This window comes from Rhodococcus sp. IEGM 1351 (assembly GCF_030056875.1).
GTDB lineage: Bacteria > Actinomycetota > Actinomycetes > Mycobacteriales > Mycobacteriaceae > Rhodococcus_F > Rhodococcus_F opacus.
In genome coordinates this window covers 23,008-41,181 of the sequence record NZ_JASHKU010000012.1, presented here as the reverse complement: position 1 = coordinate 41,181, position 18,174 = coordinate 23,008, and the positions used below count along the sequence as shown (strand labels likewise).

The following is an 18,174-nucleotide window of genomic DNA, read 5'->3' as shown; positions in this document are numbered from 1 at the left end:
GTGCTCATCGAGAACCCGCCGGGAGTGGATGCACGGTCCGGCACCATCCCGAGAGCGCCTCGATCATCAGCGACGCGACCGCCCGGTGGGCGACGTCGTTCGGAATGTCGTGGTAGCCGCCGGGGATGACGACGCTCTGTCCGTGCTGCAGTTCTCGCGCGAATTCGGCGGCGCGGTCGGGCGTTGCGAAGGCGTCGAATTCGCCGTTGACCAACAGGATCGGCATGGTCACCGCGGGCAGACACGCCCGCACTTTTCCTCCGGCCACGGTAAGCGCCTGCCAGAGGTTCGGTTCGGCGGGAGCCGTGTCGAAGCCGAGCGGATCGTTCTCGAGTGCGTCGAGGTACGACCGGTCCTTCGCCATGACGAGGTCCGTCCGGCCCTGCGCCTCACGCGGCAGACCCCACAGGGGCGCTCCCGTCATGATCAATCCGGTGCGCAGGGACGGTGTGCGAACCGAGAGGAGGGCGCCGGTCAGTGCGCCGAGCGAGTGGCCCAGGACGACCACCGGCAGGTCGGGCCCGTCGCCGGCCATGATGTCGACGAGAACTCCTGCATTGGAGGCGAGTTCGTCCACCGAGGGGAAGAACCCTGCCGGTCCGCCGGTGTGACCGTGACCGAGGTGATCGGGCGCCCACACGTCCAGACCGGCCGAGTTCAGCTGCCCCGCGAGCCGGTGATAGTGACCGGAGTGTTCACCGAATCCGTGCAGGAGCAGGATCCGTGCCCAGGGTTGCGAAGCTTCCCAATGCCGGTAGTAGACCTTGTTCCTGACACCGTCGAAGAAGGGCATGTCAGATCTCCGGACTTCCCGGATCGGTCGACGGCGGTGCGGTCGGCAGGTCCTCGAACCAGGTCGGGGACGTGAGCCAGTTCAGCGGAATCGGCGGGCTCGGGTAGCCCGCGACGAGAACGACGTTGCCGTGCACCGAGTAGTCGCCGGTCTGGACGAAGACCTTCACCCGGTCGCGGAGCTTGTAGAACTCGGGTAGGTACCGCAGTTCGTGGACGTTTTCCTCCCCTACCAGTGCCGAGACGAACTTCCGGGCTTCGGGGTTGGCGGTCACCATGTCCTCGGTGACGATGGCTGCTTCGAAATCCCCCACCTCGCACAGCACCGACAGCAGATCCCCGACCGAAGGCAATCCCGGTGCGATGCCGAGATCGATCGTCTCGACCTGCGGCGACAGTGGAACGAGGCTCGCCGAAGACGTGCCGCTTCCCGCGTCCGCGACGTAGATCATCTCGCCGTGCCGGAGCTGGCTCACGACGGCGGCCAGGCGTTCGTGCAGCAATCGGGTTCTTGGTGCCATGGGATTCGTCCTTCGATCGAGTGCGTGAGGTGTGCGACGCAGCGCACCGGGCACAGAATGTGCTCTGGTCGACAATCGACTAGAAATCTAAGACGCTCCCGCCCCGGAGGTCAAGCGCTGGACGAATCCAGATCCAACGCTTGACCGATCGTCCGGAGAGGGAGCACACTTGCCTGGTCGATTGTCGACAAAGAGTCAATCGCTTCCGCGTCTACGCGCTTCCACATCCACATGACCCTCGAGGGAGAACACCATGGGCCAGCTGCTGCAGGGTAAGACAGTCATCGTTACGGGCGCAGGCGGAGGAATCGGCCTCGCCACGGCGTTGCATCTCCACGACGAGGGGGCACAGGTGGTCGCCACCGTGCACTCCGAGTCCAGCCTTCCCCAGCTGAAGGTCGACGACGATCGCCTGATCGGCCGCGTCGTCGATGTCACCGAAGAAGAGCAAGTCAAGGACCTTGTCGACTTCACGGTGGCGAGGTTCGGCAAGCTCGACGGCATCGTCAACAATGCCGGCATCCTGAAGCCCGGCACCATTCTGGATGCGTCGGTCGAGGACTTCCAGAAGACGTTCGACGTCAATGTGAAGGGCGTGTTCCTGGGGTCGAAGTACGCGATTCCCGAGCTGCTGAAGGTGGGCGGCGGGTCGATCGTCAACTTCGGTTCCATCAACTCGATCGGCGCCGAGAAACTGCTGACGACGTACACGGCGAGCAAGGGCGCCGTGCTCACGTTGACCAAGGCCATCGCCCTGGACTTCGGCGCGCAGGGCGTCCGCGCCAACACCCTCTGCCCGGGCTTCGTCGACACCCCGCTGAACGTGCCGCACTACACGGCACTCGGCGGCCGCGAGGAACTCGAGGCCGGGCTCCCCGACTTCCAGCCGATCGGCCGCGCCATCCTTCCCCTCGAGATCGCACACTCCGTCGCCTTCCTGCTGTCGGACCACTCCACCGCCATCACCGGAACGGCATTCGTCGTCGACGGCGGCGTTCTCGCCGGGGCCTGATCACCCACTCTTGCGGTGGGAGCCCTGCCGCCTCGGGCTCCCACCGCAATCCCATTTGACAGCCGACGTGACTCCCATCACCATTGATGCAATGTCGACAATTAGACGAAATGAGGTCGACCCCGATGACTTCCACTTACTCCGATGTCACCCAGCACGACGTTGTCGACGTGTTGGTGATCGGCGCGGGTCCGTCCGGCGCGGTGGTCACGCACACTGCTGCCACGGCGGGACTGAGCACCCTCTGCCTCGAGCAGGGTGACTGGGTCAACCCCAGCGACTTCCCCGCCAACCACCCCGAGTGGGAACTGCTCATCCAGCACGACTGGGCGCACGATCCGAATGTCCGTGCCCTGCCGTCCGACTACCCGGTCGACGTGACGGAATCCGACATGTGGCCCGTGATGTTCAACGCCGTCGGGGGAAGTTCCATCTTCTACGGCGCCGAATGGCCACGGTTGCTGCCCTCGGACTTCCGGGTCAAGACGCTCGACGGCGTCGCCGACGACTGGCCGATCAGTTACGACGACCTCAAGCCGTACCACGACGAGGTCGACGAATTCATGGGCGTCTCCGGACTCGACGGCGACACCGCCTACCCCGAGGGTCTCGAATACCCGTTGCCGCCACACCCGTTGGGCAAGCCCGGCATGAAGGCGGCCGAAGCCGCGAACAAGCTGGGCTGGCACTGGTGGCCGGGCACCAACGCGATTCCCAGCCAGAAGAACAAGACACTCGAGCAGTGCGGTCGCTGGGGCGTCTGCGAATGGGGCTGTCCGCAGGGCGCGAAGGCCTCGTTCGACTTGATCTACATGCCGCAGGCGCAGCAGGCCGGCGCCCGCGTGGAGACCGGTGCGCGTGTCCGCCGGATCGTCACCGGCGACGACGGCCGCGCGGCAGGCGCCGAATGGGTGGACCGCACCGGCGCCGTCCATTTCCAGCCGGCCCGGGCAGTGATCGTCTGCGCGAACGGCATCGGAACACCGCGACTCCTGCTGCTGTCGGCCGACGAGAGGCATCCGGACGGCCTGGCGAATTCCTCGGGCCAGGTGGGCCGGAACCTCATGCTGCATCCCAACTGCACCGCCATCGGGTACTACGAGGACAACCTCGAGAGCTGGCGCGGGCCGGCCGGGCAGCTCATTCACTCCATGCAGTTCTACGACACGGACACCTCCCGCGGATTCGTCCGCGGCGCCAAGCTGCACGCCCTCCCGACTCCGGGACCGCTGAACACGATCGAGACCCACCGGCAACTCGATTTCGACGACCTGTGGGGACCGGCCATCCACGATGTCGCGCGCGCGGCGTCCAACGGAATCCTGTGGGCGGCCAACGTGGAGGATCTGCCCGAGGAACACAACCGGGTCACCCTCTCCACCGAGGAGTTCGATGCCGACGGCCTGCCGGCACCGAAGGTCGAGTACCGCGTCAGCGAGAACACCCGCAAGATCCTGAAGTACACCGTCGACCGCATGGTCGAACTCCACGAGGCTGCGGGCGCGAAGCAGATCTTCACGCAGGAATTGTGGGTCGACCAGCCAGGGCACCTCCTCGGAACGGCCCGGATGGGCGACGACCCGGCGACGTCCGTGGTCGATTCGCACGGCCGGGCCCACGATGTCGACAACCTCTACATCGCGGACGGCAGCATCTTCGTCACGTCCGGCTCCGCCAACCCCACCTGCACGATCAGCGCGCTCGCCCTGCGGGTGGGCAAGAAGGTCGTCGAAGACGTCAACGCACGGAAGGCATCGGAATGAGCACCACATCCCTCGACCTGCAGTCGGCGCCGAAACGGCGGCTGTCGGTACCGGGCAGGCACACGGCACCGCCGCGGCCGCTCACGGACTCCGAACTGACCACGCTGCTGCGGATCGCGGACTGTCTGATCCCCGCGTCCGGTGAGAATCCCGCCGCCAGCGAGGCCGACGAGTACCTCCGCTACCTGAATCTGGCGCTGGCCGCCCGGGCCGATGTCTTCGACGCGGTCCTCTCCGCGGTCGACCAGGCAGCCGGTCTGCACGGTGACGACCTGCGCGCGGAGCTCGAGCGGATGTGGGCCGAAGACAAGTTCACGTTCGATCCGCTGTCCTCGATCCTCGCCGGTGCCTACTTCATGACCCCCCAGGTCAAAGCGCTGATCGGGTACCCCGGGCAGCACCGGGACGCCGCCGGATTCGAGGACGCGGCCAACGAACTGGAAACCGGGATACTCGATCCGGTGCTCGAACGGGGCCACTTCTACGTGTCCGCGAACGGCGAGTAGCCGGCTCGGACGCTCCCCCGCTCCGCACTGGTGATCTATTGTCGACAAGAGGCTCCCGGCGTGGTCAACGTCGAATCAACCACCATCAGAAAGGACAACCCGATGACTCTGTCACCGAATCGTCCACCGGGATCGACTGTGGGTCGGCGCGAGGACGGCGACATCTCCCTCGGGCGGATCCATCAGCGCACCACGCCGGGCACGGTCGCGGGCGTCCTGCGCACGGCGATCCTCGACGGCACCCTGGCCCCCGGCAGTCAGCTCCGCGAGGCACACATCGCCGCCGACCTGGGCGTGAGCCGGGCGCCGCTGCGGGAGGCGCTGAGCATCCTCGCCGACGAAGGCCTCGTGGTGAAGATCGCGTACAAGGGTGCGTTCGTCGCCGAGGTCAGCGCGAAAGGGATGGCCGAGATCGCCAGCCTGCGCAAACGGCTCGAGCCCTACGCGATCGAGTTGGCACTGCCACGCCTGTCGGGGGCAGGCCGGACCAAGATCGTCCGGACCCTCCAGGACATGGCCCGGGGCGCCGACGACGGTGACCTGACCCGGACCATCGACGCGCACATGAGCTTCCATCGGGTGATCTACGAACTGTCCGAGCACGGCCTCTTACTGGACCTGTGGCGCAGCTGGGAATCCCAGCTCCAGTTGTTCCTCTCGGCGGATCACCAGTCGTTCCCCGATCTCCACGACGTCGCCGCCGAACACGAGCGCCTGCTCACCATCATCGATACCGGCGACCTCGAGGCGATCACCCGCGAGATCGACCGGCACGTCCACGGTTCGACCGACGCCGCCCCGGCCGCAACCGCTCCAATCGACGGTTCTCAACCGTCGAATGCGTGAGTACGTCGATTTTCTCGGCCGTCAGCCGCCCTACGACGAGCTGGACTCCGCCGACCTCGAGGCCCTGGCTCGGACGGTGGAGGTCGAGTACTTCGCCGCCGGCGCACAAATCGTCGAGGCAGGCGCGGCCCCACTCGATCATTTCTTCGTAGTCCGCACCGGGGAGGTCGAGGTGATCGACCGCGGCCGGGTCGTCGATCTTCTCGGCCCCGGCGAAACGTTCGGGCAGATCTCGGTGCTGTCCGGTTTGCCTCCGCCTCTCGCGATCCGCGCCTCCGAAGACACACTCTGCTACCGCTTTCCGGACCCGCGGCCGGTGCTGCGGCACCCGCAGCGACTCCAGTTCGGGCACTACGGCACCCTCGTCACGCGGGAACGGTTGGCCCGCTCCGGTTTGGTCGATCAGGCGTTGCGGGCGGCCCGGCATCAGATGCGCCCTGTCGTCTGGTGCCCCGCCGATGCGACCGTGGGCGAGGCCGCGTCCGTGATCACCGAGGCCGGCCAGTCGTACGCGCTGATGGACCGGGGCGGCGCGATCGGCATCGTCACCGACAACGACTTCCGGCGGGCGTTCGCCGACGGGCACGTCGACGCGCACAGCCCGGCCTCGGTCATCGCCTCGTTCCCCGCCCGGTCCGTCCCCGCCGAGACGCTCGTGGGCGACGCGTTCCTGACGATGGTCGAGTCGGGAGTGCACCACCTGGTCGTGACCGGCACCGGTGACAGACCGGTGGGGATTCTCCGTGTCGTCGACCTCGCGTCGGCCGAAGTGCGCAATCCCCTCGTCGTCCGCCGTGCCATCGACGACGCGACCACGGTGGAGGACCTGGCGGCCGCGGCGGCTCTGCTGCCCGGAACCTGGGTCGAGTTGTACGACACCGGCGCGTCCGTCATGCACGTCGCGGGACTGATGTCCGCGGTGATCGACGCGATCATCAGGCGGCTCGTCGAGCTGACCGACGTCGGCGCCGACCACGTTCCCCACCGGACGTCCTGGCTGCTTCTCGGGTCGGTGGCCCGCCGCGAGCCGCTCCCCAAGTCGGACGTCGACACCGGCCTGGTCTGGGAAGACCTGCCCGGGACGGACTCCCCCGCCCGGAAGTTGCAGAACTGGGCCGGGCGCGTCCTGGACAACATGGAACGCTGCGGCCTGCCCCGCTGCGCCGACGGCGCCAACGCGACCAACCCGCTGTTCGCGCGCTCCCGCACCGACGCGGTCGCCGCCGCGACGTCGTGGATCACGAATCCCACCCAGAAGAACGCTCTGCTGCTGTCGTCGATGATCGCCGACAGCAGACCCGTCAGCGGGATGTCGCTCGGACGTTCGGTGTCCGACGCCATGCTCGCGACCACCCGCAGCCGCGAGTATCTGTCGGCTCTGCTGCGTTTCACCACGTCCCGGCGACCTCCGGTCGGGTTCGTGCGCAACTTCGTCGTCGAGCACTCCGGCGCCAACCGCGGCAACCTCGACCTCAAGGCGGGCGGACTCGTGCCGATCGCGTCCCTGGGCCGGTGGATCGCCGTGGTCACCGGGGACGATCGCGGCTCCACCCTCACCCGGTTGCGGCGCGGCGAGACCGCCGCTCTGCTCACCGCGGACGAAACCGAGACGCTGGTGCGCGCGTTCGAGTACGTGTACGGATTGATTCTGGGCCGCGAGATCGAGGCCATCAAGGGCAGCACGGTCGCGACGACGTGGGTCGCGCCCAACCAACTGGACACGCTCACCCGCCGGTATCTGCGTGAATCGTTCCGCGCGGTGGCCGAGGTCCAGAACCGGCTGGAAAGCGAATGGGTGGCGCGCCTTCCATGAGGGCACACCGGAGGTTCCGCCGCCTCGACACTGTGTCGTGCCCGTGGCGCGATGCCGAGTTCGCGGTCGTCGATCTGGAGACCACCGGACTGGATCTCGTGCGGGACACCATCGTGTCCTACGGGGCCGTCGTGGTCCGGCACGGTCGCATCGTCATGGCGGAGAGTGTCTACGGACTGGTCCACCCCGAGTGCGACATTCGCCCGGAGGCCGTGGCCGTCCACACTCTCCGGGAGGCGGACGTCGCCGATGCCCCACCGTTGAGCGAGGCCGTCGGCGTCCTGCGACATCTCCTCACCGACCGTGTCCTCGTCGCGCACGCGGCGTGGGTCGAGACGGCCTTCCTCTCCCGCGCCTTTCGCGACAGCGGGCTGAAGTTCCGGCCGACGGTCGTGGACACCGCTGCCCTCGCCCGTGCTGTCGGCGTGGCGCCGCGACAGCATCGGTGCGAGCCGAACCTGGAATGGCTGGCCGACACGCTCGGCCTGCCCGTCGTCGATCCCCACCACGCACTGGGCGACGCCGTCACCACGGCACAGGTGTTCCTCGCCCTGGCGTCCCGGCTCGAGCGCCTCGGGCACGACACCGCGCGCTCCCTCGTGGATCTGAGTGCCGGCGACCGTCGCCTCGGGCGCGGTTGACGCAAAGGTAATCCAGCCGAAACAACTGGTGATTGAGGTCACACCGATTTATGGTAGATTGTCGACAGTAGAACAAGCGCGATGCAACCTTTCGCCTTCTTCCACGACAACCGAACCTCGTCTCGGCACATCCCCCGCCGAGATACCCGCGACAGAGACCAGCGAGGTCACGATGGCCATAACCCCGGAAGAGCCCCCGGTGTCCACTCAACCGCCCACCGAGCCCGATCGCCCGCTCCTCGATTCCGGAGCGGACACCGATTCCGCCTATTTGGAGAAGCTCGGCTACAAGCAGGAGCTCAACCGAACGCTGGGGCTGTTCTCCGCCTTCGGAGTCCAGTTCACCTCGATCGCGATCGCCTCCGGAATCTTCACGACCCTGATCGTCGGCTTCGGGTTCTTCGGGCCCGCGTCGTTCTGGTCGTTCCTCGTCGGCGGCGGCCTGCAGGTGTTCACCGTGGGACTCGCGGTCGCGCAGCTCGTCTCGGCCTACCCACTGGCCGGCGGCGTGTACCAGATCACCGGGCGGATCACCGGGAAGCCGTGGCTGGCCTGGCAAACCGGATGGTGGCTGCTGATCGCACACACCGTCGCGGTCACCACCGTCGCCGTGAGCATCGCCCCCTTCGTCGCCGGCTGGTTCGGCGTCACGTTCGAGGACAACACCGACGCCCTCCCGTGGGCGCTCGGCCTGATCGTGCTCGGCACCGTCATCAATATCGCCGGAGTCAAGGTCGCTGCCGTGCTCAACAACATCGGCGTGGTGGCGGAAGTACTCTGCGTCGTCGCACTGGTAGCCGTGCTGCTGATCGTGAAGCATCCGACCCAGCCGCTGTCGTTCCTGAGCGAGTCCGGCGGAACGACCACCGGCGGCAACTGGTTCGTCCCCTTCCTTCTCGCGATGATCCTTCCCGCATACGCGATCTCGTCGTTCGACGCGACCGGAAACGCCTCCGAGGAGACCAAGGACGCCGCCCGGAAGGCGCCGATGGCATCGGTGATGGCCAACGTCTCCTCCTACGTCGTCGGCATCTTCATGGTCGCGTTGATCATGCTCGCCATCCAGGACCTCCCGGCGGTCATGGAGAGCACCACCCCGGTCAAACTGATCCTCGACACCGCGGTCGGCACCGCGTTCGCGAACATCTTCGAAGCCGTCGCGATCGTCGCCCTGTTCGCCGCCCTGGTCATGCTGCAGCTCACCGGCATTCGCGTCCTGTGGTCGCAGGCACGCGACGGCCAGATCCCCGCGGCCTCCTGGCTGCGCAAGGTCAGTGCCCAGCGGATCCCGATCAACGCGACCCTCACGATCTTCGCGATCTCCGTGGTGTTCGCACTGTGGTCCTCGCTGCTGTCCGTGCTCGCAGCGATGACGGCACTCGCCTGGGGAATGGCCTACGGTGTCGTGGTCGTGGTCGGCTTCTACGGACTGATCAAGCGCAAGTTGCCATCCCATCCGTGGCACTACGGCATCGTCAGCCCGGTCATCTTCATCCTGGCCATCGCCTGGTCGGTCGTGCTCTGCGCGCTCCTGATCTACTCCGACCCCACCCATGTCGGCCTCGGCATGCTGCTGGTCATCGCGTCGGGCGCCGTCATCTACATGCTGATCCCCAAGAGCAGGCGCGGTAAGTCCATCGACACCCAGGCCGGACACCTCTGACAGCCCACTTGCCCGACAACCGACCCACATTCGAAAGGAACTTCATGTCATCCACGCTTCGTTCCGTCACCAACATCATCGACGGCAAGGCCGTGGCCGGATCCTCCGAGCAGGTGCGACAGGTCCGCAACCCGTCCACCGGCGAGGTCGTCGCCGAACTCCAGGAATCGACCGTCGAGGACGGCTATCGCGCCGTCGATGCGGCCCGCGCAGCCTTCCCCGCCTGGGCCGCGAAGACACCCGGCGAGCGCTCGCAGATTCTGCACGACCTCGCCAACCTCCTCGAGGCGAACCTGGACGAACTCGCCGACCTCGAGACCCTCGACGCCGGCAAGCCGACGACGGCGGCGAAGGGTGACGAACTTCCGGGCATCGTCGCGGCGTTCCGGCACTTCGCCGGCGCGGGCCGGGCGTTGTCCGCGCAGGCCGCCGGCGAATTCACCGCCGGCAACACCAGCTTCGTCCGGCGCGAACCCCTGGGCGTCGTCCTCGGAATCACGCCGTGGAATTTCCCTCTCTGGCAAGCGGTCTGGAAGCTGGCCCCCGCACTGGTCGCCGGCAACACCGTGGTCGTCAAGCCGGCCGAGCTGACCCCGCTGGCCACCACCCGGTTCGCGGAGCTCGCGCAACAGCTGCTGCCCGCGGGTGTCCTCAATGTCGTGCACGGCAAGGGCAGTGTGGTCGGGGACGCTCTCGTTCGTCACCCCGACGTCAACCTCGTCTCCTTCACCGGCTCGACGTCCGCCGGACAGCGGATCGCCGAGGCTGCGGGTGCCACGCCCAAACGGCTGGTGCTCGAACTGGGCGGGAACGCTCCCGTCGTCGTCTACGACGACGTCGACCTCGAGGCAGCACTCCCGATCATCACCAACGGCATCCTGTTCAACGCCGGCCAGGAGTGCATGTCGGCAACCCGGCTGCTGGTGAGCGAGACCATCCACGACACGTTCGTCGCGGCGCTCGCCGAAAGACTGAGCGCGGCCCGGATCGGTGATGCTGCCGACAGTTCTACGGTTCTCGGACCTCTCATCTCGGAGGGCCAGCGCGCCCGCGTGGCAGAGCTCGTCGACGGCAGGCCGGACCACGCACGGGTCGTGACCGGCGGCAGGATCGTCGACGGTCCCGGCTACTTCTACGAGGCCACCCTCATCGACGGTCTGCAGCAGGACGATCAGCTGGTGCAGGAAGAGGTCTTCGGACCGGTGGCGACGGTCCAGACGTTCACGGACGAGGCGGACGCCCTGGAGAAGGCCAATGCGGTCGAGCAGGGACTCGCCGCGTCGGTCTGGACCCGCGACATCGGCCGAGCGCTGCGGAACGTCAACGCGATCGAGTCCGGGGTCGTGTGGGTCAACAACCACATGGCGGTCGGCCCGGAAGGACCGCTCGGCGGCTTCAAGGGCTCGGGCTACGGCAAAGAGGGCGGCGCGGCCGGACTCGAGGAATTCACCCGGGTCAAGCACGTCATCGTGAGCCTGTCGTGACGGCGCCGAGCCGCCACGACACCGCGTGGAGGACGTGGGAGCCGGCAGAGCCGGAAGACGCGGTCGGACGAGCCATCCGGCGGATCGACCTGCGCAGCGGTACGGCGTCGCCCTGGGCGCACGCCACCATGGTCGTGCCGTCGCGCGGGCGCGAGTGCTGGTTGGTGACGCAGTGGGACGGCAACGTCGACGTGTGGCGGGTCGACGACACGACCGCGAGATACGAGTTCGATTTTCACACTCGGACCGACTAGATCTGGTCCACCCATCCGATTCGAAAGGAAGCGCGCGTGACAGTCCTTGCCATCGACCAGGGCACGTCCGGCACGAAGGCTGTCGTCGTCTCCGAGGACGGCGACGTCCTCGCGATCGCCGAAACAGCCGTCCGTCCGGCATATCTCGCCGCGGGCGGCGTGGAGCAGGACCCGATGGAACTGCTGGGCTCGGTCCTCGAAGCGGGACGGAGCGCGGTCGCGCAAGCGGGTATTCCCGTGTCCGCCGTGTCCCTCGCCAACCAGGGTGAGACCGTCCTGGTGTGGGACCCGGTCACCGGCCGCCCGCTCAGCCAGGCCGTGGTGTGGCAGGACCGCCGGTCGGACCAGCTGTGCTGCGACAAGTCCGAGTCCAAGTCGTGGGTCGAACAGCGGACGGGCCTCGTGCTCGATCCGTATTTCTCGGCGCCGAAGATGCAGTGGTTACGGCAGCACGCCACCGCATCGGGCGTGGTCACCACGACGGACACGTGGATCGTGCACTACCTGACCGGGGAATTCGTCACGGATTCCGCCACCGCCAGCCGCTCGCTGCTCACCGACCTCGACACGGTCGCGTGGGATCCGCAGCTTCTCGATCTGTTCGAGCTCTCCGCCGAGCGGATGCCTGCCATCGTCGCCAACGACGTCGTCGTGGGAACCACGGATGTCTTCGGATCCGGCGCTGCCGTGGGCGGTCTCGTCGTCGACCAGCAGGCGGCTCTCCTGGCGGAGCGGTGCTTCGACGCGGGCACCGCCAAGTGCACGTTCGGCACCGGGGCGTTCCTGCTGGCCAATACCGGCACGCTCCCGGTCCGCTCGGCAGCCGGGTTGGCGTCGTGCGTCGCGTGGAACGTGCGCGGGAAGACGTCGTACTGCGTCGACGGCCAGGCCTACACCGCCGCCTCCGCCATCCGGTGGATCCAGGACCTCGGCTTGATCGAGTCGGTGCGCGACCTCGACAGTGTGGCCGCGCACGATTCCGGTGGAACGTATTTCGTGCCCGCGCTGGCCGGTCTCGCCGCGCCCTGGTGGCGGCCGGACGCGACGGCGTCGTTCTCCGGGATGACGTTGTCCACCGACCGGTCCCAGTTGGTGGCCGCCGTCCTCGAGGGGCTGGCGGCGCAGACGGCAGAGCTGGTGTCTGCCGTCGAAGGCGACCTGGGCGCTCCCCTCACCCGGCTGCGGGTGGACGGCGGACTCACTCGGTCCCGCCGCCTCATGCAAGCCACGGCCGATCTGACCCAGATCCCCCTCGACGTCTATCCGTCGTCCCACGCCACCGCTCTCGGAGCGGCGGCCTGCGCCAGATTGTCACTGAACCCCGACCTGTCCCTGCAGGACGCGGTAGCCGACTGGGAACCGGCGACCACCTACGAGCCGCGGTGGTCGGTCGACCGCGCGGCAGAATTCCGACACCACTGGCGGGCGGCCGCACGAGCGGCGCTGCCACAGGAGAAGCGATGACTGACACCCCTCCGCCCCCCGACTACGATTTCGTCGTGCTCGGTGCGGGCATCGTCGGCTCGGCGATCGCGCGGGAGCTGGCCGGATACCACCACACCGTGGCACTCGTCGAGGCGCGGGACGACGTGGGCGACGGGACGAGCAAGGCGAACACGGCGATCCTGCACACCGGATACGACGCGAAGCCGGGCACGCTCGAATCCCGCATGGTGAGCCGCGGCTACACGCTGCTCTCCGAATACGCGCAGCAGACCGGGATTCCCGTCGAACGGTCGGGCGCCATCCTCGTCGCGTGGAACGACGAGGAACTGGCCGCACTGCCGGGCCTGCGCGACAAGGCAGCCGACAACGGCTACACCCACTGCGACATCATCGACGCCGACGAGGTCTATCGTCTCGTGCCCGCGCTCGGTGACGGCGCGCTCGGCGGGCTCACCGTCCCCGACGAGTCGATCATCTGCACCTGGACCACCAACCTCGCGCTGGCCACCGACGCCGTCGCCCGCGGGGTGACACTGCGGACGCGGACCCGCGCCGAGTCGGTGACCGCCCTGCCCGAGCGGACGATCCTGCACACGTCGAGCGGCGACATCAGCGCGCGGTGGGTGATCAACGCCGCCGGGTTGGGAGCCGACTACATCGACCAGGAATTCGGCTACGACCGATTCCACGTCACCCCGCGGCGCGGCGAACTGCTCGTCTACGACAAGCTCGCGCGGCCGTTGATCGACAAAATCGTGCTCCCCGTCCCGACATCGCGCGGCAAGGGTGTTCTGGTCAGCCCGACGATCTACGGCAACGTGATGCTCGGGCCCACTGCGGAAGACCTCACCGACCGTTCCGCGACGGCGACGTCGGAGGCCGGCTTCGAGTTCCTGCTGGGCAAGGGCGGCACGCTGATGCCGCGCCTGCTCGAGGAGGAGGTCACCGCCACGTACGCCGGACTCCGTGCCGCCATCGACTACGGTGACTACCTCGTCGAGGTCGACCACGATCAGCGCTACGTTCTGGTCGGCGGAATCCGCTCGACCGGACTGACGTCCGGTATGGCGGTGGCCGAGTACGTCGGCGAACTGCTCACCAAGGCAGGCGTTCTCGACGGCGCACGCACCGAATTGCCACCACCACCCCGGATGCCGAACATCGGCGAAGCATTCACTCGCCCGTATCAGGACGCCGAACTCATCGCGCGTGACAGTGAATACGGCAGGGTCGTCTGCTTCTGCGAGCGCGTCACGGCGGGTGAGATCCGCGACGCGTACCAGTCGCTGATCCCCCCGGCCGGACTCGACGGGCTCCGTCGCCGCACCCGGGCGATGAACGGCCGGTGCCAGGGCTTCTTCTGCGGCGCCGAGGTCGGCTCGCTCGTCGATGCACACCGATGCCCCGCCGGTTCGCCCGAAGCGACCGAGACCCGGAAGGAAGCCGTCCGATGAGCGCTCCCGACACCTCACGCACCGTGGTGACCGCCGATGTCGCCATCGTCGGCGCGGGTCCCGCCGGGTTGGCCGCGGCCACGCAACTCGGAAAGGTCCACGGGCGCCAGGCTCTCGTCCTGGACCGCGAAAGCCGCGCGGGTGGGATCCCGCGGCATTGCGATCACCCCGGCTATGGCATCCGCGACATGCACACGTTCATCGGCGGCCCCGCCTACGCCGAACGCCTGGTGCGGGAGGCGAAGTCCGCGGGCGCCGACATCATGCCGAATGCGATGGTGACGGCGGTGCATCCCGACGGCGCGCTCGACGTCACCTCACCCGCGGGTCTCCTCCGCATCGAGTCCAGGGCGCTCGTCCTGGCCACCGGTGCCCGCGAGCGTGCCCGTCCGGCCCGCATGATTCCCGGCGACAGACCGTCCGGGGTCTACACCACCGGACAGCTGCAGAACATCGTGCACCTGCACCACGGACGTGTCGGAACACGTGCGGTGGTCGTCGGCGGCGAACTCGTGAGCTGGTCGGCGGTCACGACGCTGAAGCACGCCGGATGCAGGACCGTGCTCATGACGACGCAGTACCCGTCGCCGGAGTCCTACGCCGCCTTCACCATTCCCGGTAAGGCGTTGTTCCGGCTCCCGATCGCCACCCGCACCCGCGTCGTGCGGATCATCGGTCGCGGGAATCTGGAGGCGGTCGAGATCGAGAATCTCGACACCGGCGCACGCGAGATCGTCGAATGCGACACGGTCGTCTTCACCGGCGACTGGATCCCGGATCACGAACTCGCGCGCACGGCGGGTATCGCCATCGACCCCGGAACGAAGGGACCGCTGGTCGACACCGCTCTGCGCACCAGCCGGCCGGGCGTCTTCGCCGCGGGCAACGTCCTGCACCCGGTCGACACCGCCGACATCGCTGCCCTCGACGGCACGTTCGTCGCAGACCGGGTGGCCGCGTTCCTCGACGCCGGCGAAGCGATCGATCCGGGTGCGACCGCCGTGCGCATCCTCGCGGCCCCACCGTTCCGCTGGGTTTCCCCCGGAGTGCTCCGGGCGGGTGACCCGGCACCACCACGACAGCGCCTGCTGCTGTGGACCGATCAGCTGGTCCGGTTCCCGAAGGTGACCGTCTCGCAGCGGGGTCACGTCGTCGCGACCACGCTGCTGCCCTGGGCCGCCTCACCGGGACGGGTCTTCCGGGTGCCGTGGTCGATCATGGACGCCGTCGACCCGGCACTGGGGCCCGTGACCGTCGGACTGGCCAACGCACCTCGTGTGGGAACCACGCGCAACGCGGTCGGGGAATTCATTCCCTCCCGCTGCAACTGAGCACACCCCGACACCCACTCTCGTTCAGCACTACCCCACAGACAGATTGTCGACATAAACTTCGATCGATCGGAAGACACATGACGGAAGTACAGGGCGGTTTGCACGGTCCCGAGATGCGGCGGGCCATCACGGCCGCCGCGATCGGAAACTTCATCACCTGGTTCGACTTCGCCGCATACGGGTTCCTCGCCGTCCTGCTCGGCAGGATCTTCTTCCCCTCCGAGAACCCGGCGACGAGTCTGCTGGCGACGTTCGCCGCGTTCGGAGTCGCGTTCCTGATGAACCCGATCGGCGGCTTCGTCTTCGGCCGGCTCGGAGACAAGGTCGGCCGCAAGAAGATCCTTGCGACGGTGATCATCCTGATGTCGCTGTCGACGTTCGCGGTCGGCCTGCTGCCGGGATACGCCACCATCGGCCTCGCAGCCCCGGCGCTGCTCGTGACACTGCGGATCATTCAGGGTTTCGCCGCCGGCGGCGAACCCGGCGGTGCGGCGACGTTCCTCGTCGAATCCGCGAAACGCGGCCGGCGGGCGCGCACCGTCAGCTTCTGGCACTGCTCGAGTTACCTCGCCAACGCGGCGGCCTCGGTCCTCATCCTGGGCCTCAACGCCGCACTGAGCGAGGCGGCGATGTTCGAGTGGGGCTGGCGCATCCCCTTCCTCATCGCGGGACCGCTCGGACTGGTCGGGCTCTACATACGCCTGAAGCTGAGCGACACAGCGGAATTCGAACGACTTCAGGCCTCGGGCGAAGTCAGCGAGTCCCCGGTCAAGGACGCCCTCGCGACCAGTCGCCGGCAGATCCTGCAGGTGGTCGGTTGTATTGCACTGCAGGCCGCGGCTTTCTACTTCATCTTCGTCTACATGGAGACGTATCTGCAGTCGGAGGTGGGATTCTCGTTCGGTCTGGCCTCCGCGTCGACGGTCACCTGCCTGTGCTCGGCGGCGGTCGCCATCTTCGTGTTCGCCCGCTTCTCCGACCGCTACGGTCGCAAACCCGTGATCATCCTCGGCGCCGTCTCGAGCACGCTGATCGTCTATCCCGCGTTCATGGTGTTCGCGACGGGGAATGTCCCCGCAATCGTCGTCGCGCACGCCGCGATGGGGATCTGCCTCGCCATGTTCATGTCCGCGTCGGGCGCAGCGATGGTGGAGATCTTCCCGAGTCGTGTTCGGTACGCAGGATTCTCGATCGGATTCAACATCTCGGTCGCAGTCTTCGGCGGCACCGCACCGTACGTCGCGACCTATCTGATCGCCACAACCGGCAGTCCGTTGTCACCGTCGGTCATTCTGATCGTGACGGGCGTGATGGCCATTGTGGCGGCGGCGACGCTGCACGAAACCGCAGGCCGGAAAGTCGATGCGAGGGTGGCGGCGGAGCCGCTCCGCCGCGATCCCATCACCGTCGGCGAATAGCGGCCGAAGAACCCCGGCCGATCCCTTGACACCACCGCGGATCGACCTTAGATTTAAGATCGTTCCCTTGTCGACAATCGGCAATCTGACAATTGTCGAAAGGCCAGAGCAGTTCCCGGAAGTTCACCAGTCGAGGACCCCACAACGGGCATCGACCACCACCACCGAACAAGGACACGACATGACCAAGAAGCTGGGTGGCATCCTCGCCGCCGTCTCCACTCCCTTCGCCCAGGACGGCTCCGTCGACGAGGGCGCACTGCGCAACCACGTCGACTTCCTGATCGAGAACGGACTGCACGGCCTGGTCCCCGGCGGCAGCACCGGAGAGTTCGCAGCTCTCACGCTCGACGAGCGCAAGTTCGTCAACACGGTCGTCATCGACCAGGCCGCCGGCCGCGTGCCCGTAGCACCGCAGACCGGCTCCACCCGCACCGCGGAGGCCATCGAACTGTCCCGGCACGCGGCCGACGCGGGCGCCGACGCCGTCCTGCTGGTGCAGCCCTTCTACGAGGCCCCCACGCGCCACGAGGTCATCGAGTACTTCGCCACCGTCGGCGAAGCGGCGAACATCCCGGTGATCGCGTACAACCTGCCGGGTGTCACGGGGATGAACCTCGACCGACCGTTCTACCGGGAACTGCTGGAACGCACGGACGCCGTCAAGTACATCAAGGACACGTCCGGATCGATCGAGCAGGCCTTCGACCTCATCTTCAACCTCGGCGACGCCATCGACACCTTCGTCGGCTGGGACACGATCGTGCTGCCCGCCTTCTCCGCCGGTGCCGCCGGCTCCATCTGGGGTGCGCCCAACTTCGCGCCCAAGGAGTGCGTCGCGATCTACGAACTCGCCAAGGCCGGCAAGTACACCGAGGCCCTCGAAATCTTCAAGCGGCTGTGGAACGTCCTCGACTTCCTCGGCAAGGAGGGTTACGCCGTGGCCACCAAGGCCGCCGCGCAGGCCGTCGGCGTGGACCTCGGAGTGCCCCGCGCACCGTACGGTGAGCTGCCCGCGGACAAGAAGGAAGAGCTCACCAAGCTCATCGCCGAGACCGGCCTCACCTACGCCCGCTAGTCACCGCCAAGAAGACCGCGCGCGTTCATCACGGAGTGACCCTTCCCCGACACGTGCGCAGAGGCCGGCAGCAGTCACCCCTGCTGCCGGCCTCGCCTCTCGCCGGCAGGCGAAGAGAAGTTCACCCCTGGCAGGGTGGAACCGGGCAC

Annotated in this window: 16 protein-coding genes; 14 read left to right on the top strand and 2 right to left on the bottom strand. The window is 67.5% G+C overall.

Features of this window, described 5'->3' with window-relative positions; all coding sequences use genetic code 11:
* Positions 1–4 precede the first annotated feature (4 nt).
* On the bottom strand, positions 5–793 hold the full coding sequence (locus QM806_RS21350; protein ID WP_005254451.1) for an alpha/beta fold hydrolase: 789 nt from the start codon (positions 791–793) through the stop codon (positions 5–7).
* 1 nt (position 794) lies between these two features.
* Positions 795–1,313, bottom strand: coding sequence for an RbsD/FucU domain-containing protein (locus QM806_RS21345; protein ID WP_283292761.1), 519 nt, complete (start codon positions 1,311–1,313; stop codon positions 795–797).
* Between the two features lie 253 nt (positions 1,314–1,566).
* Between QM806_RS21345 and QM806_RS21340 the strand changes: the two genes are divergently transcribed.
* The 14 genes from QM806_RS21340 to QM806_RS21275 all read left to right on the top strand — a co-directional run bounded on the left by QM806_RS21340 (position 1,567) and on the right by QM806_RS21275 (position 18,025).
* Positions 1,567–2,325, top strand: coding sequence for an SDR family NAD(P)-dependent oxidoreductase (locus QM806_RS21340; RefSeq protein ID WP_005572101.1), 759 nt, complete (start codon positions 1,567–1,569; stop codon positions 2,323–2,325).
* A 125-nt stretch (positions 2,326–2,450) separates the two neighbouring features.
* Positions 2,451–4,088, top strand: coding sequence for a GMC family oxidoreductase (locus QM806_RS21335; RefSeq protein ID WP_283292759.1), 1,638 nt, complete (start codon positions 2,451–2,453; stop codon positions 4,086–4,088).
* Complete coding sequence (locus tag QM806_RS21330; protein WP_054246092.1) at positions 4,085–4,594, top strand: hypothetical protein; 510 nt, start codon at positions 4,085–4,087, stop codon at positions 4,592–4,594. The genes QM806_RS21335 and QM806_RS21330 overlap by 4 nt, the downstream gene beginning before the upstream one ends.
* A gap of 60 nt (positions 4,595–4,654) precedes the next feature.
* Positions 4,655–5,440: a GntR family transcriptional regulator gene (locus QM806_RS21325; RefSeq protein ID WP_005566868.1), complete on the top strand. Its 786-nt coding sequence runs from the start codon at positions 4,655–4,657 to the stop codon at positions 5,438–5,440.
* On the top strand, positions 5,433–7,253 hold the full coding sequence (locus tag QM806_RS21320; RefSeq protein WP_283292757.1) for a putative nucleotidyltransferase substrate binding domain-containing protein: 1,821 nt from the start codon (positions 5,433–5,435) through the stop codon (positions 7,251–7,253). The genes QM806_RS21325 and QM806_RS21320 overlap by 8 nt, the downstream gene beginning before the upstream one ends.
* A complete protein-coding gene (locus QM806_RS21315; protein ID WP_052023980.1) occupies positions 7,232–7,894 on the top strand; it encodes a 3'-5' exonuclease in 663 nt (220 codons plus the stop codon). Before QM806_RS21320 ends, QM806_RS21315 begins: the two co-directional genes overlap by 22 nt.
* A gap of 199 nt (positions 7,895–8,093) precedes the next feature.
* On the top strand, positions 8,094–9,557 hold the full coding sequence (locus QM806_RS21310; protein WP_005566862.1) for an APC family permease: 1,464 nt from the start codon (positions 8,094–8,096) through the stop codon (positions 9,555–9,557).
* A 44-nt stretch (positions 9,558–9,601) separates the two neighbouring features.
* Positions 9,602–11,041, top strand: coding sequence for an aldehyde dehydrogenase family protein (locus tag QM806_RS21305; RefSeq protein ID WP_054246090.1), 1,440 nt, complete (start codon positions 9,602–9,604; stop codon positions 11,039–11,041).
* Entirely contained in the window at positions 11,038–11,295 is a 258-nt protein-coding gene (locus tag QM806_RS21300; protein WP_167115024.1) for a hypothetical protein, read from the top strand. Before QM806_RS21305 ends, QM806_RS21300 begins: the two co-directional genes overlap by 4 nt.
* Before the next feature lie 36 nt (positions 11,296–11,331).
* Positions 11,332–12,759, top strand: coding sequence for an FGGY family carbohydrate kinase (locus QM806_RS21295; protein ID WP_283292752.1), 1,428 nt, complete (start codon positions 11,332–11,334; stop codon positions 12,757–12,759).
* On the top strand, positions 12,756–14,195 hold the full coding sequence (locus tag QM806_RS21290; protein ID WP_283292750.1) for an NAD(P)/FAD-dependent oxidoreductase: 1,440 nt from the start codon (positions 12,756–12,758) through the stop codon (positions 14,193–14,195). Before QM806_RS21295 ends, QM806_RS21290 begins: the two co-directional genes overlap by 4 nt.
* Positions 14,192–15,526 (top strand): NAD(P)/FAD-dependent oxidoreductase, encoded by a 1,335-nt coding sequence (locus QM806_RS21285; RefSeq protein ID WP_167115032.1) that lies wholly within the window; start codon positions 14,192–14,194, stop codon positions 15,524–15,526. Before QM806_RS21290 ends, QM806_RS21285 begins: the two co-directional genes overlap by 4 nt.
* 80 nt (positions 15,527–15,606) lie before the next feature.
* Positions 15,607–16,947 carry an MFS transporter gene (locus QM806_RS21280; protein WP_283292747.1) on the top strand — a complete coding sequence of 447 codons (1,341 nt, stop codon included), beginning with the start codon at positions 15,607–15,609 and terminating at the stop codon, positions 16,945–16,947.
* Between the two features lie 181 nt (positions 16,948–17,128).
* The gene (locus QM806_RS21275; protein WP_005254427.1) at positions 17,129–18,025 is read left to right on the top strand and encodes a dihydrodipicolinate synthase family protein; all 897 of its coding nucleotides are present in this window, start codon (positions 17,129–17,131) and stop codon (positions 18,023–18,025) included.
* Positions 18,026–18,174 lie beyond the last annotated feature (149 nt).